This window comes from Achromobacter sp. D10 (assembly GCF_035282245.1).
In the GTDB taxonomy this organism is placed as follows: Bacteria; Pseudomonadota; Gammaproteobacteria; order Burkholderiales; family Burkholderiaceae_B; genus Achromobacter; species Achromobacter insolitus.
The window spans coordinates 106,504-130,676 of sequence record NZ_JAYJLE010000011.1 but is presented as its reverse complement, the minus strand read 5'-3'; the positions used below and the strand labels follow the sequence as shown (position 1 = coordinate 130,676).

The 24,173-nt window shown below is 61.0% G+C and carries 24 protein-coding genes; 1 reads left to right on the top strand and 23 read right to left on the bottom strand.

All coding sequences use genetic code 11. The features are described from left to right. Positions 1 to 2: 2 nt before the first annotated feature. The 22 genes from VCS63_RS23615 to VCS63_RS23515 form a co-directional block, all read right to left on the bottom strand. Positions 3 to 6,128: a phage tail tip fiber protein gene (locus tag VCS63_RS23615; RefSeq protein ID WP_323881139.1), complete on the bottom strand. Its 6,126-nt coding sequence runs from the start codon at positions 6,126 to 6,128 to the stop codon at positions 3 to 5. Next, positions 6,128 to 6,760: a tail assembly protein gene (locus tag VCS63_RS23610; protein WP_323881138.1), complete on the bottom strand. Its 633-nt coding sequence runs from the start codon at positions 6,758 to 6,760 to the stop codon at positions 6,128 to 6,130. Before VCS63_RS23610 ends, VCS63_RS23615 begins: the two co-directional genes overlap by 1 nt. 4 nt (positions 6,761 to 6,764) lie before the next feature. Then, positions 6,765 to 7,544 carry a C40 family peptidase gene (locus VCS63_RS23605; protein ID WP_323881137.1) on the bottom strand — a complete coding sequence of 260 codons (780 nt, stop codon included), beginning with the start codon at positions 7,542 to 7,544 and terminating at the stop codon, positions 6,765 to 6,767. Next, the gene (locus tag VCS63_RS23600) at positions 7,541 to 8,278 is read right to left on the bottom strand and encodes a phage minor tail protein L (RefSeq protein WP_323881136.1); all 738 of its coding nucleotides are present in this window, start codon (positions 8,276 to 8,278) and stop codon (positions 7,541 to 7,543) included. The genes VCS63_RS23605 and VCS63_RS23600 overlap by 4 nt, the downstream gene beginning before the upstream one ends. Before the next feature lie 53 nt (positions 8,279 to 8,331). Further along, complete coding sequence (locus VCS63_RS29775) at positions 8,332 to 8,682, bottom strand: phage tail protein (protein ID WP_416379208.1); 351 nt, start codon at positions 8,680 to 8,682, stop codon at positions 8,332 to 8,334. A 3-nt stretch (positions 8,683 to 8,685) separates the two neighbouring features. Further along, complete coding sequence (locus VCS63_RS23595) at positions 8,686 to 12,147, bottom strand: phage tail tape measure protein (protein WP_323881135.1); 3,462 nt, start codon at positions 12,145 to 12,147, stop codon at positions 8,686 to 8,688. Position 12,148: 1 nt separating this feature from the next. Then, a complete protein-coding gene (locus VCS63_RS23590; RefSeq protein WP_323881134.1) occupies positions 12,149 to 12,394 on the bottom strand; it encodes a DUF1799 domain-containing protein in 246 nt (81 codons plus the stop codon). Positions 12,395 to 12,456: 62 nt separating this feature from the next. After that, the gene (locus tag VCS63_RS23585) at positions 12,457 to 12,795 is read right to left on the bottom strand and encodes a phage tail assembly chaperone (RefSeq protein ID WP_323881133.1); all 339 of its coding nucleotides are present in this window, start codon (positions 12,793 to 12,795) and stop codon (positions 12,457 to 12,459) included. A 9-nt stretch (positions 12,796 to 12,804) separates the two neighbouring features. Continuing rightward, the gene (locus VCS63_RS23580; protein WP_323881132.1) at positions 12,805 to 13,455 is read right to left on the bottom strand and encodes a phage tail protein; all 651 of its coding nucleotides are present in this window, start codon (positions 13,453 to 13,455) and stop codon (positions 12,805 to 12,807) included. Between the two features lie 61 nt (positions 13,456 to 13,516). Next, a complete protein-coding gene (locus tag VCS63_RS23575) occupies positions 13,517 to 13,867 on the bottom strand; it encodes a DUF3168 domain-containing protein (RefSeq protein ID WP_323881131.1) in 351 nt (116 codons plus the stop codon). After that, positions 13,860 to 14,288, bottom strand: a complete 429-nt coding sequence (locus VCS63_RS23570) for an HK97 gp10 family phage protein (protein ID WP_323881130.1) — start codon at positions 14,286 to 14,288, stop codon at positions 13,860 to 13,862. The genes VCS63_RS23575 and VCS63_RS23570 overlap by 8 nt, the downstream gene beginning before the upstream one ends. Then, a complete protein-coding gene (locus VCS63_RS23565; RefSeq protein ID WP_323881129.1) occupies positions 14,285 to 14,617 on the bottom strand; it encodes a phage head closure protein in 333 nt (110 codons plus the stop codon). The genes VCS63_RS23570 and VCS63_RS23565 overlap by 4 nt, the downstream gene beginning before the upstream one ends. A 10-nt stretch (positions 14,618 to 14,627) precedes the next feature. After that, positions 14,628 to 14,930: a head-tail connector protein gene (locus tag VCS63_RS23560; protein WP_323881128.1), complete on the bottom strand. Its 303-nt coding sequence runs from the start codon at positions 14,928 to 14,930 to the stop codon at positions 14,628 to 14,630. Next, on the bottom strand, positions 14,930 to 15,223 hold the full coding sequence (locus tag VCS63_RS23555; RefSeq protein WP_323881127.1) for a hypothetical protein: 294 nt from the start codon (positions 15,221 to 15,223) through the stop codon (positions 14,930 to 14,932). The genes VCS63_RS23560 and VCS63_RS23555 overlap by 1 nt, the downstream gene beginning before the upstream one ends. Before the next feature lie 60 nt (positions 15,224 to 15,283). Next, positions 15,284 to 16,483, bottom strand: a complete 1,200-nt coding sequence (locus VCS63_RS23550) for a phage major capsid protein (protein ID WP_323881126.1) — start codon at positions 16,481 to 16,483, stop codon at positions 15,284 to 15,286. Next, positions 16,480 to 17,127, bottom strand: coding sequence for an HK97 family phage prohead protease (locus VCS63_RS23545; RefSeq protein ID WP_323881125.1), 648 nt, complete (start codon positions 17,125 to 17,127; stop codon positions 16,480 to 16,482). Before VCS63_RS23545 ends, VCS63_RS23550 begins: the two co-directional genes overlap by 4 nt. Continuing rightward, positions 17,111 to 18,337 (bottom strand): phage portal protein, encoded by a 1,227-nt coding sequence (locus tag VCS63_RS23540; protein WP_323881124.1) that lies wholly within the window; start codon positions 18,335 to 18,337, stop codon positions 17,111 to 17,113. The genes VCS63_RS23545 and VCS63_RS23540 overlap by 17 nt, the downstream gene beginning before the upstream one ends. After that, positions 18,337 to 20,142: a terminase large subunit gene (locus VCS63_RS23535; RefSeq protein WP_323881123.1), complete on the bottom strand. Its 1,806-nt coding sequence runs from the start codon at positions 20,140 to 20,142 to the stop codon at positions 18,337 to 18,339. The genes VCS63_RS23540 and VCS63_RS23535 overlap by 1 nt, the downstream gene beginning before the upstream one ends. Positions 20,143 to 20,185: 43 nt before the next feature. Continuing rightward, positions 20,186 to 20,575: a hypothetical protein gene (locus VCS63_RS23530; RefSeq protein ID WP_323881122.1), complete on the bottom strand. Its 390-nt coding sequence runs from the start codon at positions 20,573 to 20,575 to the stop codon at positions 20,186 to 20,188. Between the two features lie 203 nt (positions 20,576 to 20,778). Beyond that, a complete protein-coding gene (locus VCS63_RS23525; protein ID WP_323881121.1) occupies positions 20,779 to 21,102 on the bottom strand; it encodes a hypothetical protein in 324 nt (107 codons plus the stop codon). Between the two features lie 11 nt (positions 21,103 to 21,113). Further along, entirely contained in the window at positions 21,114 to 21,461 is a 348-nt protein-coding gene (locus tag VCS63_RS23520; RefSeq protein WP_323881120.1) for a hypothetical protein, read from the bottom strand. Between the two features lie 255 nt (positions 21,462 to 21,716). Continuing rightward, complete coding sequence (locus VCS63_RS23515) at positions 21,717 to 22,172, bottom strand: fasciclin domain-containing protein (protein ID WP_323881119.1); 456 nt, start codon at positions 22,170 to 22,172, stop codon at positions 21,717 to 21,719. 188 nt (positions 22,173 to 22,360) lie between these two features. Between VCS63_RS23515 and VCS63_RS23510 the strand changes: the two genes are divergently transcribed. Next, positions 22,361 to 23,320 (top strand): MerR family transcriptional regulator, encoded by a 960-nt coding sequence (locus tag VCS63_RS23510; RefSeq protein WP_323881118.1) that lies wholly within the window; start codon positions 22,361 to 22,363, stop codon positions 23,318 to 23,320. A gap of 634 nt (positions 23,321 to 23,954) precedes the next feature. Here VCS63_RS23510 and VCS63_RS23505 read toward each other — a convergent pair. Then, on the bottom strand, positions 23,955 to 24,137 hold the full coding sequence (locus VCS63_RS23505; protein WP_323881117.1) for a hypothetical protein: 183 nt from the start codon (positions 24,135 to 24,137) through the stop codon (positions 23,955 to 23,957). Positions 24,138 to 24,173: the final 36 nt, after the last annotated feature.

Genomic DNA, 24,173 nt, shown 5'->3' with positions numbered 1-24,173 from the left:
CTTTATCGTTGGAACGAGATGATGGCCATTCGCCCGCTAATGCGCATGGTTCCAGCGCTCGGACGTGCGCACCGCGCAGTGAAGCCCCAGGCAAATCCGGCAGAGTAAGCCGGGCTGATATAGCTGCCGGTTCCCTTCCAGGAATATCGCGGGCTGCTCCCGGTCCACACAACATCATTAGCCGGGCGCTGGAAAAACACCGCGCCGTCGCTACCCACCGCCTCAACGTAACCCGGCGTACCCGTCGTGGTCGGATATGTAGAGTCTCCGTGGTCAACGTCGAACTGAACGAACGCGATGCAAGTCCCCCCATAAGGCATATAGACCTGGATATATCGATCAGACGTGCCCCAGTCTTTCCCAAACGTCCAACTAAACGAATCGGAGATACCGACCGTAACCGAGCCACCAGCCAGGCGCAGGGTGTCAATCTGCGCGACGTTGATGTTCGCAGTATGGATCTGGGCATACCCGATCTTCGTGCTGGTAATGGCTCCATCCGCTATGTTGACCGTGCCGATGATGGCATTACCAAGGTGGGCGTTTGTGATCGCCGCAGCCCCAATCTTGGCGCTGGTAATGGAGGCATCCCGGATATATGCATCCGCAATGAAGGTCTGCCCTCCAGAAACCGAGAACGGGGCGGAATACGCGCCGTTCTTGCCATGCAGCAGCAGGAGCTGATCTGCAACCATCACAATGTTGCTGGTCATCAGCCCGGTGTTCGGATTCACCTCAACCCCGACCCCCATCCCAGCCAGATGCACGATCCCGTTGACGTTCGTGGACACCCTCACGTTCCAGTTTGAGGCGACCTTGCCGTCCAACGTCGCAATGGCGTTCGCCTGGGTCTGCACCGCCGATTCGGTATTGCCAACCCGCGCCGTCACCTGGTCAATGCGCGTACCAAGCGCGCTATCCGCACTGGCGCGGACGGCTTGCTCCGTCACGATGCTGGCCGCGTTCTGGTCCTCGAATGCGGTTTCCAACTCCATCGAGAGGTTAACCAGGGCGAAGTTGCGAAGCGCCACATTGTTATTGGCCCCCTTGCCGCGAATCGCGTAGAAAAGGAACTTTGCGTACGCTGCGGTCGCCGGGGCGGCAAGCAAGCCGGTGAACTCGTGCTGGGCGGCCGCGGCAAAGTCCCAAACAGCAACCGCTGGAGTCGATAGCCAGGTTCCGGCTCGGTCCATCCAGATGGTGTAGATGGCGCCAACACCCTTGGATGTCGTGTGCGCTTGCATGGCCTTGCCACGGAACATATACCGGCGGCCACCGATAACGGGAAATCCGTTACCACCGCCAGCATCCATGGTCAGATCGCCCACCTGGACATCCTCAGCCCCAGCAGCAGCGTCAAACGACGCGATGAATGGGAAAGGGTTCCCGGATCGGGTCTGCATTGTCGTCGGCACACCTCGCTTGGTGAGCGACTTCAGCGATCCAGCCCAATTGCCCGGCAAGTTGTAGTACGGATCCGGATACAGGTTGCCGCCGCCAGGAGCCGCGTTGTACTGTGCGGTTAGCTGTGTGATGCTTTGCGCCAGCGCCGTATCGGCGGTAGTGCGTGTAGTTTCCTCCGCGCGGATCGCAGCATCCAACCGGGCGGCCTCGGTCTCGGTGGTCGTTCGCAGCGTGGCGATCTGCTGGGACAGGGCATCATCACCAGCTATGCGGGCGCGCTGCTCCTGTTGCAGCAACGCGTTCGAAAGCGGCGCACCGTAGCGGCCTATAGCCACATAGTCCACTTCAAACGGGCCGTTGCCTCCGGCCCGCACGTCACCAAAGACAATGCGCCGGATATTCGTGACGGAAGGATCCGCTACGCTCGGCATCGCCAGCAGGTTGAACTCGACTATCTGCCAATCCGTAGATCCCCTGAGTATTGAGCCGGTCGTAAACTGCGCCAGAGTGGAAGCGCCATTCACCGAGACATAGCAGGTCATCGTGTCCGTGTTGGACCCGTTGATAAAACGCACGCGGGCCCGAACTAGTGGCCATAGGTGCGGATCGTAGCGATCCGCCACCGTGGCAATGTCCAATTCGACGCGGCCAATCCCGGTGCCAGTGGAGGTAGCTCGGACGAGATACGGCGGCTCGTTGACCCATTCCACGGCGGCCTGGCTGTATGCCTTCCAGCCCTCCGCTCCGGCGTTGAAGTTCCAGGACCGTTCAGTCTCGAAGCTTTCCTTCTGCCCGGCCTCCATCCGGGTGATACGTTGAGATAGGGCCGCGCCATCGGCGGCGCGGGTTTGCTCCTCAGCTGCGATGCGCGCCGTGTTCTGGCCAACGGTGGTGTTGGTCTGGTTGATGCGCAGCGTTAGAGCGTCATCGGCACTGGCGCGGGCCTGTTCCTCGGCACGGATGGCGGCGGCGTTTTCGCCAATGGTCGTGGCCATGGAGCTGCTTTGCTGAACCAGGCCGGCCGTGGTGGTCTTGAGTGAGGAAATCTCACTTGCGTTGCCGCTTACGTCCGTCCGCAGGGTGTTTATCTGCGTAGCCTGACCAGCCTGCGTTTGCTGGATGGTGGTGATGCTGCTGGCCTGCTCGCCCTGCTTTGTCTCCAGTGTGGACGTGCGGCTGGCCAGGTTCGCGGTGGTGCTTTCCAAGCCCTGGATCTTGCTGCTGTTTTGCCCTTGCTTCGTTTCGAGCGTAGACATTCTCAGCGCCTGGCCGTCCTGCACATCCTCCAGCAGCTCGATTTTCGATGCCTGGTCGGCCTGCGTGCTTTCCAGCGTCGTCAGGCGCTGCGCATGCCCGACCTGGGTTGATTGCAGCGTGCTGATGCTGCTGGCTTGGCCGTCCACCTTCGTGCTGAGGGTATCCAACCTGGTGGTGGTGTTGGCGGTGATGGTTTGCAGGCTGCTGATCGCGCTCTGCATGTCACCCTGCTGCACAACCACGTTATCCAGGATCTGTGCCGTGTCTGCCGTCACAGTCTCCAGGCTCTGGATCTTAGACGCCTGCTCGCCCTGTTTGGCCTCGACAGTCGCCATTCGCGTGGCCTGGCCAGCCTGGACCTGCTGGACATCCGTTATGGCAGTTGCCTGCTCGCCCTGCACAATTTCCAGTTGGCTGAGCTTCTGCACATTGCCCGCGGTGACAACTTCCACGGTGGCCATGCGTCCAGTCAGATCGCCGACCGCTTCCGCAAGAGAGTCATAATTGCCGATCTTGTCCCAGTATCCGGAGTAGCGAGGGTCCACGCCGGCCGGCACTTGCTGCTTGGCGCGATACAGGCCACCTTGCCAAGAGACAACGAACCCTTCCGGGTATACCTTGCCATCCTCCCAGGCCGGAGTGCCCACCAGGCTCGCCACCTCCGCTTGCAGGGCGTCAATTCGAGCGCCCAGCGCGGCGGCGGCTGCGTCAGCCTGAAGCTTACGCTCGGCCGACTCGGCGCTGATGGCCATAGCGTTCGCCTGATCACCCTGGGACCGCGCAACCGCTTCAAGCCGCAGCTCTTCCGTCAGCTCAATCAGCTTCTGCGCTTGCTCACTCATGGTCTGACCCTGGGCGACCAAATCCGAGTCAATCTCGGCGATGCTTCGGCCAAGCTGCTCAATATCCTGGAGCATTTGCTTGCCAACTTCGCTGCCAACAACTTGATCCTTGATGGCCTCAAGATATTCGATCGGATCAGTCAGCGTAATGCCGTGCACCCCCTCGCCTATGGGGTGAAGGTCTCCCTTCTCGCCCAAACTATCCACCAGCCGCGCCCAGAACCAGAACTGCGTGCCGGCCTTGAGGCCAGGCAGCTCCAGAGTACGGATAGGGTACGAGACTTCAGACAGCAAGGTCGCCTGAGTGAAATCCGGCGCCGCGGACCAATAGATTTCAGTGGCGCGCAGCGGGCTAATGGTCTCCGGAAAGTCCCACTCAACGCCAATACCGTAAAGGCGAGAAGTGGTCGCCAGCCGCGTAACAACAGGTGGCGGCTCTAGGGTTCCTTCGAGGCTTGTCGCATCCGATACAACCCAAGCAGAGCGTACTTCGAGCGCGCTGAACGCCTGCACGCGGACCTGGTAGACACCGGTACGAATTCCCGGAATCTCAACAGATTCGAGTGTGGTATCGGGCAATCCGATCCAGTCGCCGTTCCCCCGCCGCCACTGAACCGAGTAGCCGCGTGCTTCCTTGGAACCGTCCCATTCCGCTCGCAGAGTATTCGTGGCCGCGCCCTGGTCGGTGCTGGTGTTGTTCACCACGCGCAGATTAGTGGGCGGCGCCATCTGCAAACTCGGGATAATCGTGATAGGCAGCGGATCCAGCTTCGTGCCGTAGTCCACGTTAGCATGCTTGCCTACGCGCTCGATCACGGCCGAAATCGTGACTTCCATTTTCCCAGTTTGCGCCACTTTCGTGACGCGGAAGAGCATGGGCTTCAAGTCATCAGATGAAACGCTCCACCCACTTTCAGCGTGCGGCGGCTCGCTGAACGGCGTGGTGGTCAGTTGGATGGTTTCCTCACCATAGGCAACGGACAGGATGCGCTGGGTCTCGCACAATCCGGAGGGCATGTTTACCGTGATGAAGTCCCCAGGCTTGACGCGTGCGCGGCGATCGAGCGTCAACCCGTTAGCACTCTGCACGGACGCAATACGGCCGCCAATCATCGCGCCAGCAAGCACGTTATCGGCAATCTCTATCACAGCGCCAGGCATTACTACAGCGTAGTCCAGACCCACCTTGAAGGTGACAGCGCGGGTCTGCTCCGTCGAAGTCAGAAGCGTCCATTTGCCCATTCGGTGCGCTTGACCGCGGCTGACACATAGGAATGCGGTAGTGGACGTGGGGCGCACTCCGTAACGATAAAGACCTACAGGGTCTTCCACGGGCTCGACCTTCTGGCGACCGAAGTCATCCATATTGCTATACGAGACCTGGGCGGTCGTGTAACGGGTATTCAGGCCGGAGCTGGAGTATTGGAACTCACCCAGAACATTGGCGCGGCTGTACGTGTAAACCGGTGACGCGGGCATATCCGCCGTAGTTAGCACCGTCCCGTTTCCTGCGAACGTCGCCCCACGGAAAATGGTGGAGATATCCTGCAGAACCTTGATGGCTTCCTGCGCGCTGCCGATCTGACCAACGGCGCGAAATCGCGGTTCCATACCGCCCAGACCGTCCGGCACCAGCTCATCGCAATATTGCGCGATGCGGTACAGGCTCCAGCGGTCGATTTCGTTAATCGTGATCCGATCTCCAAGCCCAAAAATATCGGACAGAACGATGTCCATCCATACCCAAGCCGGATTCGAGGAAACGGCCAGTTTGAACGTGCCGTTCCACGCGCCACTATAGGTTCGAGTGCGCGCATCGTAGTTAGAAGGAACGCGAATCTCGCGGCCACGGGCGCGGACAGCGCGCACCGGAGGGGACGAGAATAGCGTTGCCGGGATCTTGTACCCCATCATGGCAATGTTGGGGAACCGCATGCGCTGGTCCGTCACCACAGTGAAGGCGTCAACGAATAGCTTGCTAGAAATGTGGGATCCAGTGGAGTCCGGCGATGTGCGGCGCACGCGGATACTCCAGGGTCCGGTGCGCAGCGGCAGCTCTATGCGGTGCGTGCGTGTGTAGCGCTTGGTGGCCTTGCCCCGCATGGAGCTGGTCATGACGGATTCCCAAGCGCCACCGGCCTGCTGGCGCTGGATCTCGTAGTCGATGAAATAGCCGTTCAGGTCGCCGTTTTTGGTGTTCTGCTCGGTCAGCCGGTCAGTGGAGAGCGTGATACGCACGGCATCATAATCATCGCCCGTAATCAGCTGGGTCCACGGCGTGCCGAACTTCAAATCAAAGCCCACGGCCGTCGTCGACTCGGAACCTGGGAATCCAGGAATGGGATCTTGGTTCTGCGTCCCAGGGCGAAAGTGGACCTCAACATCAGGCCAGTTAACCGTGCCGTCCTCTCCAATGATCGGCGTGCCATTTAGAAAAACGTCGCGCCCCTCGGCTCCAGGGCCGGAATACAGGCCGCCCGTAGGACCGATGTTAATGGCTTCCTGGATGCGCGCCCACTGCGTGCTGTGCAGGCTGTCAGGCGCCTCCTTGGCCACGCGGCCGCCACCGCCGCCCTTTCCACCCTCACCTCGCAGCACATAGGCATGCATGGATTTTTCGGTCATTACTGCGTGTCCTCAGAATAGATGGCCTGTGCCATGACGGCGCTACCCGCCCAAAAAAAACCGTCGTTATCCGAATACCCGATCGGGAAAGGGTTTCCCTGGGCCAGCCCGTTCACCGGTCCGTTAAATGCGTAGGAGGTACCGTTTTCCACCTTGTCACCACCACTGAGGCCGGCCGGTGTTGGTGATATCGCTGCGGCAATGCCGCTCAAGACCATGGCGGAGCCCATCCAAGCGGCGGTGCCGACCCAGCCAGACGCAGCGAACGCAGCCGCGGCCGTGCCCGCTGTGAAGACAGCAGCAGCCACCATGACCACGCCCAGCACGATCTGGAACAAACCGCCGCGCTTGTGACCGCGGATAATCGGAGCAATTCTGATATCCAGGTCTCCGGTCAGATGCTCGCGCATCGCGTCCTGGCCAATGCGGCGCTCACCGTATAGGCAGGCAAATTCTTGTTTAGCAGCCGCTGCCTTCGTCAGATACGCCTGGAACCCATCGATCATCTGGCAAAGCGCGTGTAGCGCCTCGCCCACGCTCGACACAGCCAGCTCATGCACGCGGCCAAACAGTCTGCCCATTTCGCCGTAAAGGCGAATAGTGTGGATGGTTTCTTGTGCCAGCATGGCCATAGCGTTACTCCTGCGATTTATGCCGCGCAACTAGCGCCGTGCAGTACTTGTACATTCCGCCGTAAAGGGCGCGCTCGGACGGGCGACCATGCATGTGGTGGATCATGGCGCCCTTCATGGGATGCATATATCCCCCTTCGGACAGCTGCTCATCGTCCAAGTAGAGAGCGGCGTGGTTCGGGACGGGCGAGCCGATCTGCATGAGGATCATGTCTCCCGGCTTGAGCGCTTCGCTCTCATCCAACACGCGCCAGCCGTCAGCGGCCAGGTTATCCACGTAGAGGTTTCCGCCCTTTAACCACCATTCGTCAGAGCGCGGGTGGTCTGGCAGCTCAACACCACGCTCACGCTTGAACCAGTCCCGCACTAGCGTGTAGCAGTCCAAGACGCCGTGCACGAAGGGGCGCACCATGAGCGGTGCGCGCGTCTCTGACGGGGCAATGCCGATTGCAGCATCGGCGCGCGGCGAGCCGCCACGCAGGTAAACCGGCACGATGTACCACGGGATCGACCCCATGTCGCATGCCACGCGGTCAGCGGTTGATGGACCATCAGGGCCTTCAGGGTGCGAATGGACAATGGCCAAAACCTCGCCCTCGCCCTCCACGGCGAAGGCTTCAAGCGGGTCCACCTCGAATTTGGCTTCAGGCGTAGGACTGACATTCTTCGCCGGGCGGTACGTGACTTCCATGTCAACGCCGCGCACAAGGAATCCGCAGGCTTCCTTCGGGTACTCAGCCTCGGCGTGGGCGCGCATGGCACGAAGGGCTATCTTGGTGATCATGAGGTAATCCGATCTGCCGCTGGGCAGGCCATAAAATTGAGCACACCATCCAGGAATCCGGACTGACGAAGGCGGCAGGAGCTGAGCAGGCCGGGGCATTTGTCTTTAGCAGGGTCGGTGGTCGGGTTGTCATCCATGTCGAACATGGCTGCGCCCGCATAGCCACAGTACGGGCCGCGATAACCGCCCTTGCGCGTCCAGGCGCACACGCTCACCTGGACCGTTAGGTCCGGGATGCGCCGCCCCTCAGCGTCCAATGCGTTGGCGAGTTGCAGGGTAACCACGCTGCTGTCTTCAGACAGCTTCTGCTCGATGCGCCAGCGCTGCGCGGGATACTGCTGCGAGGGGTCAGCTTCAGGGTTCCCCTGGGGGAAATTGGCGGCGTCCAGGAAGCGCCCCAGCGTGCGGCGCATGGTGACGAATGCGCCAACCATGTCTTGATACTGGATACAGAGCGCCGACACGATGCCAGGTAGCGCATCGCCGTTCACGTCCGAGCCAATATTGGACACAGCCAGCGTGGGGGATGGTTGGGGACCTTCGGACGTTTGCTCGACGCCCTCAATAACGATTGGCCAGGCTTGGTACTCCTTGCCCGCGAAGAGGATAGGCCCGATCTGCATATAGCCGTGGAACAGCAGCAACTCGCCGCCCAGCGGCGTCAGGTCGATTTCGTACAGGTCTACCAGCTCTCCAACGTCAAGTTTCTGTACCTGCGCATAGAGTTTGGACATTGAAAGCTCCAGAATGGGGCTGGCGCCCACCGGTAAGAGTGGCGCCAGGATGATTAAGCCGGAAGCTCTCCGGCATAGGCGAACTCGCCGGCCAGAGTCCAGGTAGGGCCACCCTTGTGGGCGGCCGACCAAGACTTACAGCGCCAGAGGCGCCGCTTGCCGGTAAATGGGTCGGTCCAGATGAATCGGCGTGCCATGTTGTCCGCGAGGAAGTCATGGACGCGCTGCACCTCGTCTCTGCTTCCAACCACAGTAATCGGCCAGCGAGTGCGTAGCGCCTGAAGGCGCGGGCCATCAAGCGCCGTTGCCTCCAGTCCATCCCCGAACTGCGCAGAGAGGATGGCAGGCGTGTATGTGCCCATCGCGTCTCCAACGACACGCCACGTGAATGTTTGAAAGGCCATGCATTACCTCCGGGCAGCCAACGCGGTTGCATGCTTGTGGGACAGCCCACCAGGGCGCCAGGACTGATGGATCTGGTCCCGTACCGTTGCCGCGATGGCATCGCCTAGGGACCTGCCCATATCTTCATTGCTGGATACGCTGGAGTCTCGACCGTCGCTAGCGACCGTCACACTCACATTGATTACGGGCGCCACACCCTCCCCGCCTGCGGAGGATCCCGCCGATACCGGAGCCAACGGCGATACGAATCCGGACTGTGATCCCATCAGCAGGAACTGCTTGCCCCCGGAGTTCAGCGTTTCAGGGCGGCCCCGTTCATTGATTTCGTACATCCCGCGGGCGGATACTGGGCCGCCAATAGCACGCCCGCCAAGGACAGCTGTCCCTGCGTTCCATGTACTCCCGCTCATGCCTGACAAGTTGCCAGTCATTGAGCCGCCGACCTTGGCCGAAGAAAATCCGCCGCCCAGCGCACCAACTAAGCTGCCTACCAAGCCGATCACTGCCTGGCGCGCAGCGATCCGCGCGAGGTCGGCGATGACGGACGATGCGAACTCCCGAAACTTGAGCTTGCCAGTCATTGCGAAGTTCACCAGCGCGTCTTCCATCCCTTTAAATGCATTGGCAAACACGCTTTGCGACTGCTGGGCAACGTTACGAACCTGATCCTGATAGTCCGCCCACGCTTCCGAGTACCCTGCCCGCCAATTGCCGTTCAGAGAATCGAGTTGCGCGTAGTAGGCCCGCTGATCCTCCAGCGCACCCTGTAGGGCTTCGCGGATTTTCAACTGCGCCTCGCGGTACTGCTCGGAACCAAGCTGATCCTTGGGCGTCGCCTTCGCCAATTGGTCTTCGTAGCGCCGAAACTCCTGACGAACAGACCGCTCCGCCTCGGCTCGTTCACGGGCCTGCTGGCCCATACCAACCGTAGACAACTGCCGTTCATACTGCTCGCGGCGCGACTCTCCAGCGGACGCCATGGCCTGCTGAATCTGAGCCGAACGTTCCTCCAGCCTGACTATCTCCTGCTTTGCAACAAGCTCTTTCGCCAGGCCCTCGTTCTTCTCCAACTGGGCTCGAATAGCGTCCTGATTCGCCAGCAGACTCCGCTGTTCAGCCGTCAGGATCGACTTACCCTTGAGGTCGGCAATCTCCTGCTCAAACTGGGCGCGCGCCTTCCCGGCGTCGGTCAGCTTTCGCTCTCCGGCCAACTGCGCGGCCAATGAGGCTTCTTGCTCCCGCAGCTGCGCCAGCCGGCGCGTAGCCGCATCGTCCTTGTACGCGCCCCCGGCTCCCTTCGGGTCCTTGTACTTTTCGTTGATGCGCTTCTCGGCCTCGGCTATCTGCTGAGCGGACCAATTCGCCTTTTTGGCGTCGTCCTGCATCTGCTTGATCTCGTCGGCACGGATCTGCGCGCGATCACGGGTCGACTTCATCAATTCGCGCAGACGGTCGCCCGCAGCGATCTCCTCCTGCATGGCATGGCCACGCAGCGCTTCGCCGCGCGCGACCGCCTCGGCCCTCTCCTGGCGCTCAAGCTCCAGCCTTCGGAGCGCGATATCAGCTTGCAGTCGCTTCAACTGCTGCGCGGAGCGATTCCTGCCTGCGCCGACTGCGGCGCCCCCATCGGTTGTATGGAAGCCCTGGTTATTCTGAAGACCTTCCGCCTGGCGCTCCAGCTCGGCAAGCTGCTTGCGCAATTCGCCTATGGGCGTGGGTCGGCCAACGTTAAGCATCGCGTCCCAAGCCTGGCGCGCGGCCAGGCCCAGGCTGTGCCAACCGCGCTCCAGCGTACCGGCGCTGGCACGCACGCGGTCGGCAGCCCGGTTGGTCGCGTCGGCCAAAGTTGCCTGGGCCAGCGCAACCGCCTGCTCCTTCTGCCCTTGTTGCTCCAGCGCCCGGATACGGTCATAGGTGGCAGCGTCCAGAAAATGCATGGACTCGTTGATCTTGGCGACCGCTTGGCTCGGGCTTTCGCCCAAGCGCATGAATTCGGCCACCAGGTCATCCACTGACCGGGCGCCTGTCTCGCTCATATTGACGATGGAGCTGGCCACCATTTCCAACGAACTGCCAGCCACACGGCCCGAGGCTACCAACCGGTTCAACACGTCAGCCGAACGGCCGACCGTGCTGCGAGCCTCGCCGACGCGCCGGGACATGTCAACGAGGCTCTGCGCGGTCTGTCCCGCGTAGTTGCCCGTAAGGATCAGCGAATTGCCGTAATCTCGGACCTCGCTCGACCCCTTGTAGAACGCTGTGCCCATTAGAGCCAGCGCCGCCCCCACTCCACCCACGGCGAGCGAGAATGGCGTAACCATTCCCAGCAACGCCCGGAACATCGGGACGAGCCCACCGAAACTGTCTTTCAGCTGGCCACCCTGCTGGATCATGATCAGGAACGGATTTTGTCCGCCTGCCAGTTGGGTCGCGATGTCGGTCATCTGCGCCGGCACCATCCGCATAGCGGCAGCCGTTTGGCGGGCGGAAATGCCGGTGCCGTCCAGGTCCTTGTTGACCTGCGCAAGCCGCGCAATCAACGGGCCTGCGCGGTCGCCCACGCCCAGCTGAGCGGCGCGGTACTCCAGCAGCTGCCGGGCCGTCATGCCGGCGGTTTCCGCTTGCTCACGCAAGCCCGCGATGAATCTATCGCCCTGTGCCGCAGCCTGGGCACTGGAACGCGCCAAGGCAGCTTCCGAGGCGTCCAAGCGCTTCACGGCGGCGCCATACTGTTCCGCCGTGATTCGGCCCTGGTTCCAAAGGGACACCAGCTTGTCGGTCTGGGCCTGGATCGCGGCCTGCGAGCCCGCTCCGCGCTCAATAGCGGCCAACGCGGCATTGACCTCATTGATATCGCGGGTAAGTTCCTGGAAGCCGCGATTCTGGCCGGCGAGGGCGCCCGCCCCGTGGCCACGCGGCGCCCCAGATGTGGCGGCCGACAGTTCCCGCTCGGCGACAGCCGCAGCGCGAGCGTGTTCGACCTGGCGCTGCAAAGCGGCGGCGCGCTCCACTGCGGCCTGGCCGATATCCCGGTATCGCGCGGCCGTCTGAGCCTCCGACTGAGCTGCCTGGGCCCCACTAGCCGCCACGGCACGCTGACCGGCACTAAGGCCGCCCATCGCCGCTTCCGCTTCGCGGATCTTGGCCACCAGTGGCTCATACACATCCCGCGGCAGCCCTGCCGCCTGCGCGCGATACTCGGCCACCTCCGCGCGAGAGCGGCCCAAGGTGTTCGCCAAGCGCTCCAACGACTGCCGCGCACGCTGCTGCGCCGAACTCAGCTTCTGCGCGGCCCCCTCGCCCGCCACTCCGATGCCCTTGAGACTGCCCGACGCCTTAACAGCAGCAGCGGCAGCGACGGACGCCATGCCGCTAACCTCGCGGCCGACCTCCTGCACCGCGGATTTGACGCCACTGTTGTCCGCACCAAATTCCAGGGTGGCTTTGCCTACAACGTCTGACATGTCAATCCTTGTGCATTTCTTCCAGGGCAGCGCGCTCCATCACGCGCACCGAGTCCCACACTTCCGGCCATTGCGACCGCTTGACGCCCAGAAGCCGCAACACGGTAGGCAGTACGCCGTAGTCCAAACCGGATGCCCCGCTAGGGCCTACACGCCACTGCGTGTCCAAGGCGCAGAACACATCAAACGGCAGGCGGTTTTCCGGCAGCAGCGCTATCGGCACCGGCTCGATGTCCTGGAGCGTCAATCCCAGCCACGCGTACTCCTCTGGCGGCGGCGGACGCCAATACCGCCGCTGGGCCGCCGCGATCAGTTTCCCCGCCGCACCTCCGTCAATTCGGCCAGGTACTTGTCCACGATGGCGGTGACGGCCGGCGCGTGGTAGTTGTTGACCAGCTTCGCCAGCGCGTCGACGGAAAACTCTGCGCTCACCCCCTCCCAACCCTCGACGATGCCCGCCAGCCATTCGGCATCGCTTTTCGCTTCCTTGGAGCCGGTGAGCCAGGCGTTCAGCCCCTCGCCGGTCAGATGACGGAATACCAGTCGCAAAGGCGCGGGCTCCGCGCCAGGACGCGGAATGTCTACGACGGCCGAAAAAGTCTTCGGCGCGTCCAGGGAAAAAACTTGCTCATTGGTCTGTTTCGACATAGCTGGTCCTTACGCCGCGTAGCGGGTCGGGGCGCCGGTCAGCGCCAGGGTGACCTGGAGCGTCATGGCTTCGTTCTTGGTGGTAGTGGGCATCTCGCTGAACGAGACATATGCGCGGAAGTAAATGACCGAGCCGTTGGGCAGCTGGAACCGGATCGCGCGCGGTTCGCGGTCGTCGTTTGCGGCCTTCAGAACCGCGTAGTGCGGCAGCGTGTCGTCGTCGGCAATCGTGAGGGTGATCGACCGCGCGCTACGGGTGGTCGGAATCTGGCGCTCGTCGCCGGTATCTTCCAGGAAGGAGTAGTTGTAGAACTGCTGTTCGCCGCCCTGGCTCGCCGACTCCATCACCTGCGAAATCTGGGTCCAGTCGATGACGCGCCGCACACTGCCGCCGCCCGTGCCAGCGGGATAGCGCTTGGTGTCCGTCGTGTCGATGCCTTCCAGTGCGAGGCTATCGGCCGCCACGGCATCAGCTCGAGCGACACGGCCATCAAGCGCCGTCCAGCCGGACACCATTTCAACGATGTCACCATCAGCCGCGCCATGGCCTGCCGCCGTCACAACCGCCGGTACCGCGTTGGTCACCGCAGTCACCCCAGCAACCGCGGCATAGGTCTTCGCAACCGAGAAGATTGCGCCGTTGGGAAGTTTCACGCCCATTTGGGCCTCCTGAAAAAGAAAAAGCCGCCCGGAGGCGGCTGTGTTGAAAGCCCAGGGCGGGCTAGTCTTTGAACCAGATGGAAAAAGTCTGTTTGCGTGCGTAGAGGCCCGTGTCGGGCTCGTGATCGGATTGCGCGCCCGACTCCGACATTCCGAGCAGACGCGGATCCAGACGGATGGCGTCTTCCGCCAGGCGGATGAGCCTGGCCGCCTCGGTGTCCAGCTTTGCCCAGACATCAACCTGCAACCGGCCATTGCGCTTGTCGGGAACGCCCGCCAGGAAGTTCAGCGGCTTCCCGCCTATCCAGTGGTACGTGATCCGAGGCGACTTTGCCTCGGGCGGCGCAACTCCCGGATATACCTCGTCGCTCACGAGCGGCCCCAGTACCGCGAAAATGTCTTCTTCAACCATGGGAATGCTCCGCGATGATTTCCGCCGTCAGTTCGCGCGCCCGCATGCGAGAGGCGTCCAGCGCTCTTTCGTAGAAATCGAAAGCTGGCCGGATAAAGGCCTTAGGACCGTGCCGGCTGTTGCCGTACTCCATCCAGTAGCCGTGAGGGGCCTTGGTATGGTTCCAGCTGATTTGGTAAACCTTCAGGTCGTCGGATGAGCGATCTTCCGAGAACACTCGGTAGATCGCCCCCCTCAACTGCCCTGGCTTAATCCCCTTTTTTTCCGGGCCGACATACAGCGGCGCCAGTTCTCGGGCGCGGTCGTAGAAGACCAGCGCCCCCGCATGCGCCGCCGGCCGCACGACACGCTGCTCCAGCGATTCGGCCAGCGCCATCAGACTGCCTTCTATGTCGCCCGTCATCGTGGTGGAAATTTTCATGCCGTCTCGCCTGGAATGGACTGACACACTAGGTCCACGTACTCCCGCCGTGCGTGATCGGGAAGGACCGCCTTAATGTCGTAAATCGCGCCATCGTGGGCCAGCCGCATCGCCGCGGTCACGTCGCGCCGGTACCGGACGCGATAGCTCGCCTTCACAAGCGACACATCGCCTTCTGCTTTGATCGTTCCCAGCCCCGTCAGCTTCGCCACATTCGCCCAGACGCGAGCGTGCTCCACCCATTCGTCAACGACCTGCCCACCAGGGGACCGCACCTTGTCGCGTCGAAAGATGACGATGCGGCAGTTCAAGCTTCCTGCTTGGAGCATGGTGCCTCCCTTAGAACTGTTTGCGGTACCAGAGGAGCCGTTCGACGCCAAGCTGCACCTGGTTCGCCACCGCACCGACCACAACGCCTTCGCGGTTGGAGTACCAATGGCCCACCAGCAGCAGGACAGCCTGCTCGACGTCCTTGGTCATTGCCATCTCGCCGGGCCCGGAGGGATCCCCCGTGACGATCTTCCTGTCGCAGTGCTGCTCCACGTGCGCCACAGCGCCGTCGATGTAGCCCTGAATGAGCGCATCGTCATCAGTGAACCCCGGATCCAGGCGAAGGTGCGCCTTCACCTGGTCCATATCCATTACTGCGCCTCCGCGCCGACGAGCAGGGCCACCAGTTGCTCTTTGGTCGCGCCTTCGGGGATGGCGATGTTCTTCTCGGTCAACGCCTTCTTCAGCTGCGCGGGTGTCATGCGGTCGGACGCCTGCGGCGAAACCTTGCCACCGTCCAGTTCTTCGACCAAACCCTTGCCGACCAGCGCATGGCCATACTCGGGGTTCACGTAGTCGAAGATTTCGCCGGCGCGGACGCGGCCATCGCCTTTGCCGAGTTTCGCGGGATCTCCACGAAAGCCCCACAGTGCCTTGATTTTCATGTTCTCTCCATAGATCCGCGGCGGGGGCCACACTGAGTGCGCCCCCCCGCCGGTAGTGGCTTAGGCCGCGAAGCGGCCCTTCACGAAGGCGTAGTTGCGACGCACCGCCAGGCCCAGACGTTCTTCCACCAGCAGCGCGCGCTGGTTCTTGATGAAGTCGTCATTGATCATGCCCACCTTGAACAGGAAGGACATGCGGTCATAGATGGTCGCGCCGCGCTGGAAGTTGCCGACCAGGAATTCGCCACCGGTGTCCGTCCCGTTGCCTTCGTCCATGCTGTCGGACGTGATGACCGGACGGCCCCACAGGATCGGGGTCACGAAGCCCTGCAGGTTGGCGAACAGGTAACGATTCTGCGAATCCTTCTGCAGTTCGATGTCCATCCAGTCCAGTTCGGTCATGACCGTGGCATCGGCTGCCAGCTTGGCCTGCTTGCGCACCTGATAGATGGCTCGGCGCACCGTGTCGATCGACGTGTCGCCGGCCTTGGACAGCGAGGCGCTGAACGCGGTGGCCTGGGTCATGATGCCGGGCAGGTTGTTGCCCGTGCCGTCGCCCTTGAGGATCTGTTCTTCTTCTTCCAGCTTCAGGTCGTAGCGCAGCAGCTGCTGGAGGTAGCCGAACAGTTGCGGCACGTCGTCCAGGGCCTCATCGGACACCGGGATCCAGACTGCGATCTTCTTGACCAGGTCCGTCTTCTGTTCGAAGGTGACGTTGCTTTGCGGCTTGGTCGCGCCTTCGCCTACCGGCGCAGCACCGCGGGTGTGCAGCAGTTCCTTGAAATAGGTGTAGCTCTGGCCGGTCACGGGCACCGAGGGAATCAGGTCGCGGATGCGCAGTTCCTGGCGAGGGTTGGCCTGGATGGTGGGGTCGAACTGAGGCACGACCAAGCCGGCGCTGGTGACCTTGGTTTCCTGCATGGCGGCCAGGTCGCCCTTGGAAACCTCGATCTCGGCGGCAGCCTTGCCGTTCTCGCGCAGGGCCTTGTATTCGCCGTGATCCTTCACGAAGTCGATGAAGCCCTTCTTTTCGGGCTGGCGGCCGCGCAGCTGCACGCCCTTTTCTTCCATTTCCAGAACCTTGTCGACGATCTTTTGCAGTTCGCCCTTCTGGTTCTCGATGGCGCTCTTCAGTTCGGCCGTGACGGATTCCCCCTTCTGGATGGATTCCGACGCCTTGTCGTACTTTTGCTGAAGGCTGGCGAAGCCGTCCTTCAGCTGCTTTTCCAGCGAATCACGCAGTTCTTTCACATCGGTCATTTCGACGCTCCAAATATGTCTTGAAAGGTTTGAGAGAGAGACTTCAGCTCGTCCACGATCTCCGTGGCCGCCGGCGCGCCGTCGCGGCGGATGGCGGGAAAGCCGAGGGAGGCGACGGCTGCCGCCTCCTTTTGGGAAAGGCCCATGCGATCACGCAGGGCGGATTCAAAAAGCCGGATATCCGACTTCACACTGATGATCTGCGCTTCTGGATTCATGCCGAACGGCACGAGGGAGGCTTCCCACAATTCCGCTTCCTTGATCACCCGGACGGTGCGGCCCGAGCGTTCTTCGTAGGCCGCGGTGATGGTGTTGAATCCGATCGACATGGAGTCGAGGGGACCTCCATCGCGCATCAGTTCATAGGCGTCTTTTGCGTAGCTGACGTTCAGATTCACTCGGCCCTTGAGGTGCAGGCCGTGCGAATCCTGGGTGAAATCCGCCGTGCCGACGAGCTTGCGCAGGTCATGAAAAAGGGCCAGCTTGAGCTGGCCCGCGCGGGTGGTCTTGACCTTGATGAACGCCCCCGGAAGGATGATGTCGTCACCGAGGTCCACATTGTTGAAAACCGAGGCGTACCCTTCGAAGTTGCCCTGATCATCTACTGCCTTGACTTCAAACGGGCATTCAAGTTTGCTGAGCATTTGCACTCATCTCCCACCGGGTGACCCGGTTGTATTCATCACCGACGAGAGGCTCCAAGTTCTCTTTGCACCGGACCTCATTGACGGACATCCAGCCAGAGCCGTTCGAGCCGCCCAGTGCCGCCTGGTAGTACTGGGCACGCCCCGAGCTATCTGCCCGCAGCAACCCCTCGACCACGAATTCCAGAAACAGACCCAACTTGGAAAGCAACTTTTCGTTGATCTCGTCCTCAATGGCATCGATGTATGGCTTGAGGCCGAATGTGACGAATGCGCCTTTTTGCTGTTCCAGGTTCGACCCCATGATCGAAGTCTTGCTGGCGCGATTCGCGAGCCATAGCGGCACGCCCCAGATTCCAGCCAGGGCCTCCTCTTGGAACTGCTGCGATTCAATGAACTGGCTGTCCTTCTGGCTGAGCCCCGCCGGCACGATCTTGGGATTCCCTTGCAGGACTGCCATCTTGCCGATATCGGCGGCATCGCCCTGACGTACGTCCGGGAAACGTGCCATCACCTGCGCCTGCTGTTCCTTCGTGAGGAACTGCTCGTAGATCACGTACCCGCCGGTGAATCCGCCCTTGCGCATGAAGCGGGCTGACCAGTTTTGTCCCGCTTTGGCCAGGCCCATGGACTCCGCCTGAAACTCCACCGGCGACAGGCCGCAGATGCCGTCCGCGCTGAATAGCTTGAAATGCAACATGTTCTCGGGTGAAACCGGGAACCGCTGCCCCTTGAGCGTGACCCAGTACAGAAGGTCGGCCGTCTCGGTATCGATCTCGACCGCATCCCACGGCAAGGGGGTAAGTCCCAGCCAATCCCCTTGAGCATTGCGCTCAATGAGGTTGTACGAATTGCCGACCAACGCCATGTTGACGACGGCTGTTTTTAGGAATGTCAGCCGCGTCATATACGGATTGGGCTTACGCAGCAGGCGCAGCGCGCGCCGCACTGCCGCGGTCTCGCCCGCGGCCTTCAAACCCGTCCCCTCGACATACAGTGGGGCCGGAAGACCGCCCACCGACTCGCTCAAGATCTTGGCGCAAGTCCAGATGATTGGAACCGTCATCGCCTTTTTGGGCGTGATCCGCTCGCCGGATTGCGTCCGCTTCCCTCCGACAGACATATCCACTTCCACGTAATCGCCCGTTTTCGGGTCCGTGTAGCCGAACATGCGCCAGGTCAGCGGGTTGTACCAACGAAATGTAGTCATTACCCGATCAGCCCAAAAAATCCGTTTTCAAGGTAGTCATCCAGTCCGGCGGTATCCTCCACAAGTGCATTCGCGGCGCCCAAGGCCATCGCGAGAGCCACCGCCGCATCGATCTTGTTGACCGAACGCAGCTTGGATAGCCAGTGGTTTCCCCATTTATCCTGCTCAGCTACCGCCGACATCATTGCGGATACCAGCACCGGGTTATTGCGGATGCGTATGCGCCCTTCCAGCAGCGCCTCTTCCAGGATCCGCACCGAACCTGGCATCCACATGCCCTCCGGCGGCTCCCGACCGGCTTGCTCGGCGGCCTTCACCGCCGCCTCCAGCGGCTTACCCTTCTTCAAACCGCCCTGCGGATGCTCCGCGAAGGGAATCGATAGACCCAGCGCCGCCACGTCTTCCTCGAATTTCTTGAAGGCGTAGCGGTCGTAGGCCACCAGACGCACCACGAAATCTCTGTCGTATTCGGCAAGCGTCTGTGCTACATGGCGATAGCTGACCGTCTGCCCCATTGGTGCATGCAGGTGCCCCTGGCGGATCCAGACCGCGTATGGCAGCTTGTCACGTAGTTCGCGGGCAGCCACGGTATCTCCTGGCGTCCAAGCCTCAACCCAAGCATCGTAGGTCGGCTTGCCGATGACCATGCGTTCGCCGTCTACTTCCACTTCGACATCGACGGAACCTGTTTTCACGACTGCGCCAAGCGCCGTGATATCTCGGGTCTGCGACAGATCCAGGCCAAGGAAAATGTTGGCGCCGTGATGATCTGCCAAATCGAAGTCGGCCAGGGCCGGTTCAAGGGTGCTGCGCGTCATCCAGGCCGTCTCCGCATCAGTCCACACACAGAAGTGCAGACGCAAAATTCCGTTCAGCGCGCCGGGCAACGCCTTTGCCTGCGCTACCACGTCAGCCAGATACGATTCGGAGATAGTCACTCCCAACAGCGGATTGGCCTTGATCCAGCAGGATGGATCCTCCAGCGGATCGTCACCTTCATCCAATGCACACACGTAGCTGAACGTGCGGTCATCAATGACGCTGCCGACAAATGTAGGATCGTTCACCGCTTCGGTATGGCCGGCGGCCACCTTCACAGCATGCTCATGCTCTTCCCAGCACACCGACGTGCGGTCGCTGCCAGAATTGGTGATCATGAACAGCAACGGCGCGCGGCGAAACTTGAAGCCACGCTCCAGCATTTCGATAATCTTGCGGTCGGGCAGCTCGTGCACCTCGTCCACCAGAACGAAGTACGGACGCGGCCCAGATCCGGTGCGACCCGTGTCACGCGACACCGGCCGGAAGAAGCTGCCGCTGGCGTGGTGCGCCATGTTGAATTCTCGGCCCTCGCCTCCCGAGAACGCCACGCGCTTAGCTAGCGCCGGCGACTGCTTGACCATCTTGACGGCATCGGCGAACAGAATGCCCGCCTGGTCCTTCTTCGCCGCGGCGGAATAGATCTGCGCGCCGGCCTCGTCGTCAGCAGTCATGCCGAGCAGCCCAAGGCCGCCGGCCAGCGGGCTCTTTCCGTTGCCCTTTCCCTGCTCGACATAGGCCCGCCGGAATCGGCGCGTGCCATCCTCCTGCATCCAGCCGAAGAGCGATCCCACTATGAATGCCTGCGACGGCTGCAGCTCGAACTTCCGGCCGTCGAACTGACCTTCGGACAGCCGCAGAACGCCTTCGAAAAACCGGAATGCGTAGTCCGCGGCGTCCTGGTCAAAGTACAGGCCGCGTTCGTGCCCTCTTTCCAGGTCAAGAAGGTGGCGCCTGCACGCATTACGCACGTGCGGCCCGGCCACTATCTCTCCAGCTACGACCGCCTCGGCGTACGCCTTGGTTCGATCACTTTCGCTTGAAGAACGCCTCGTCCGGGTCTTCGTCTCCGCCTGGGTCATGCGCTACCTTGGATTCGTCTACCGGGGTCGCCCCCAACTTGGAAAGAATCGAACTCAGGGCTTGGGTTGCCGACACGCCGAACTCAGCGTCCGGATCATCCATCCGAGCCACCCATATGCAGGCGAGTCGCAGTAGCACCCGGTGCGAGGAGTTCAGCCACGGCATCTCCGCAGCGAAATCCTTCCACGCCTTCTTCTGCGTGGCGGTCATCTGTTTGTAGGGAACTCCAAGCGGACGAGTGCCTTTCGGCTTGGTCCGACCGGCGTGCCGGCCAGGATTTTTCACTGCTGCGCCGGACACCGCAGCCTTGTCGACAGGAAGTCGGGAACGGGCCATTTATCTGCTCATTTGTTGATCAAAGCCGGAGCGTTTAGGGTCGTCCGGCGAATTGTGGATGCGCGTGTTTTCGGGAACGGTCGGTCTAGGCCGACGCCGCCCCTATGTTTTTGCCCCCCCCCCGGGGGGGCGATGCCTCTGCGGCCGCATTTCCGCGGCTCTGGGCGCGCTCTAGAGCCGGGAAAAGGCGGCTACACCCCCAATCACGGCACAGGCCAGCCGCCCTCGTCGCATCCCCGTATCTGCTTCGCTCCGCGCTCAAGCCTGGCCTGATCGGAGTTGTGGCAGTCAGCGCAAAGGCTGTTGAATGGGCCTTCCCAGAACTGCTGTTCGGTCTCGCCCGCAGGGTGCCCGTTGGCGTGGTTGCACACGCTGGCCAGGACCACCAGGCCGCGCCGCTCGCAGAACAAGCACAAAGGCTCGCGGTCCAGTTGCGCCTTACGCGTCCGCTGCCAGCGCGCCGTACCATACAGGTGCGCGAATGCACTGCCACCTCGCTGCCGGATCCTGCCGGTCTTGCCGTACATTGGCCGTGCTCCTACTTCTTCTCGCGCGGGTGCAGCAGCGCCGCGTCATCATGGACCCGCTGATACTTGGCGCGCAAATGCTCATACAGCGCCCGCGCTACCGGCTCCGGCAGGTCCACCACATCGACTGCGAGCTGCGCGTCATCCAAGGCGATTACGCCACCCAGTGGAGACAAGGTCAGGTCCAACCTGGGCAAGGCCTGCTGTTCGAATTCCACATTCACGGCAACCAAATGGCGAACGGGTACACCGTCCACCTCTACTGACGTGCGCCCACCATGATGCGAGATGGCATAGCGCGGTTTCTGGCGCAGCCTGGGCGGCGGCGCTGGCGGCGTGCTTTCGGGAACTCGTGCCATAGTTGACCTCTTTGAATTGGTGCCGGGTGCTACCTACTGCACACCGCCCGGCGCGATGACCCAACCCCCACACGCCATGCCCGGCGTGCGGCCCTCGGTAGCGGGAGGGGAAATAAAAAGGCCCCGTGCGATTTCTCGCACAGGGCAAAAAACAACCAGCGTTCAGGGACACAAATACGGCTTACCGCTTAGCTTGACGGGCTCCGACATACAGCTGCGGAGTTCGGGGCAATGACCACCAAAGCTAGAAGCGCGTCACTTGGGCATCACAACCGTGTCGATTACGTGAATCACTCCGTTGTCCGCTGCCACGTCCGCCTTCACTACCTTGGCATTGTCGACACTAACTTGCCCCCCATTCACAGCCACTGTCAACGAATCGCCTTCGACAGTCTTCACTGGGCCCGCCTTGATGTCCTTGGCCATCACTTTTCCGGGCACGACATGGTAAGTAAGAACCTTGGTCAATGCCGCTTTATCTTTCAGCAGTGCGTCGAGTTTGTCTTTGGGAATCTTGGCGAATGCGTCATCGGTCGGCGCAAACACGGTGAACGGACCAGGCCCCTTGAGTGTGTCGACCAGTCCCGCGGCTTGTACCGCAGTAACCAACGTATTGAAGGAACCCGCAGACTTCGCTGTATCCACGATGTCGGCAGCTTGCGCAGTGCCAAGTGCCAGAGCGAACGTTAGGGTGGTCAGGACGCGCTTCATAATCGACTCCTTGAATTGATGAGGGGGCTGCACAATGAAGTCGGTGCCCCCCGGTACGCGGTATCGAGTGAGTTACTTGAACCGCTTGGAGATGAATTTACGCGTCAAAACCTCTACAGTCCACAAAATGACCCGCTAAAATACAAACAAAGCGGGTCAATATCGGGTCAACAAAGGGTAACGTAGATATGGGACATCAGACTTCTTCAGAACAGCAGCACGTGACCTATCGCAGCGGCGCGGCCGCCCGTCTGGCGGGACTTTCCCCAGAAACACTGCGTGTTTGGGAGCGCAGGTACAACCTTTCCAATACTGAGCGCTCCGAGCGAGGACAACGCTTGTATTCCGCAGAACAGGTCCGCAAATTGAGCATGTTGAAGCAATTGGTGGATCAGGGACATGCTATTGGCGTGCTCGCCCTGATGCCTGATAGCCAACTTCAAGAGCTCGCTAATGCTGGCTACACGCAACCTGATACAGTCGGACCAATTCGAATCGGGGTAATTGGCAGCAACCTTGCGAAGCGCATTTCTGGCAGCGCACGCGATAAAGCGGATCTGGTGCTGGAATACAGCTGCTCTCAGCTTGAGCAAGCAGTGCAGGAGCCGCCAAATGCCGGCGTGGAGGTTCTAGTCATCGAGCAATCAGAATTGCACGACAGTGCGGTCCCGCTGATCGCTAAAGTCAAGAATATTTGGGGCGCAGTCGCTGTTGTAGTTCTCTATCGCTTCTGCGCCAGCGCGACTATTCGAGCCCTCCGCGCCCTGGACTGCTTAGTGGCGCGCGTTCCAGCCGATGTAAACGAGCTCGTGCTCTTGTGCCAGTCAGCCCTTACAGGAGAACGTCTTCCTCCACACCAACAGTACCCAATGCCCGACATCCGGTTTGACGAGAGTGCACTTCTTACCATCATGGCGTCCGGCAGTGGCTTGGCTTGTGAATGCCCAAAACATCTGGCGGACCTTTTGATGATGGTGGGAAGCTTTGAACGCTACAGCGCCCAATGTGCATCTCGCAGTGCGGACGATGCTCAGTTGCACAGCGATTTGCAGCGAGCCGCAGGCCAGGCACGTGCCATCTTGGAGGTCGCTATGGAAAAGCTCGCAGCAGCAGAGGGCTTGCCAATGCCATCCACGCGGCACATTTAGTTAGCGCGCCAACGCCCGCAAAATGCAAAAACCCGTCGGCTTTCGCGTGGCGGGTTTGGCTTGCCCGGCTCTGGCATGCGTACATCGAATCGCTACCTTCCAGCTTTCGCGTGACGCTCCAAGCGAAGCACGGCGGTCTCCACACGCGAGGCAGCCACATCAACCTCAATGATTTTCATCGTGCCCATCTTTCGGTCAATGATTTGCACTATGGCGCCGGACTCCATAGGCGCCGCAGCATCCATATCCCGCAACTGAACCATTCGGCGATACAGGGTCCAAAGCGGGATTTCGATTCCAAGCTCAGAAAGCTCCCGCTTCACTGTTGGCCCCCTGAGGTAGTCGTGAGATCGAATGACTCGATCTATCACTTTCCTATCTTTAGCTGACAACTCGGAGTACAGCAGCCGCTGCGCCATAACTCTGGAACCTTTCCTCTTGAACTTTTCCAAGTGTAGCGAGAGTCCACGCTGTACCCAACAGGCTTTGCGCAATCTTGGAGCCACCTTTTCGGCCACTCAGGCATCGCACAAAGCAAAAACCCGCCGGCTTTCGCGTGGCGGGTTTCTTGGGGCGGACTTCTGAGGAAATCCGTTATCGCTGATTATGGCGGCGAACTTCCGCATAGTCAAGACTACAGCGGGCGAATATTCTCCGACTTCCGCAAAGAGGCGGCCGCGTCCTTGATCCACTCAGCAACCATGTCTGCTTGATCCGATGTGATCAGCACAGCATTTGGCTCGTCCTTGGTGTTGTCTTGCTGCGTGATGTAAATATTTCCGTCCGTGATGGAAACCTCGACCTCGTACATTTTCATCTTTCAGACTCCGTGGAATGGCAATTAATCCTGCGG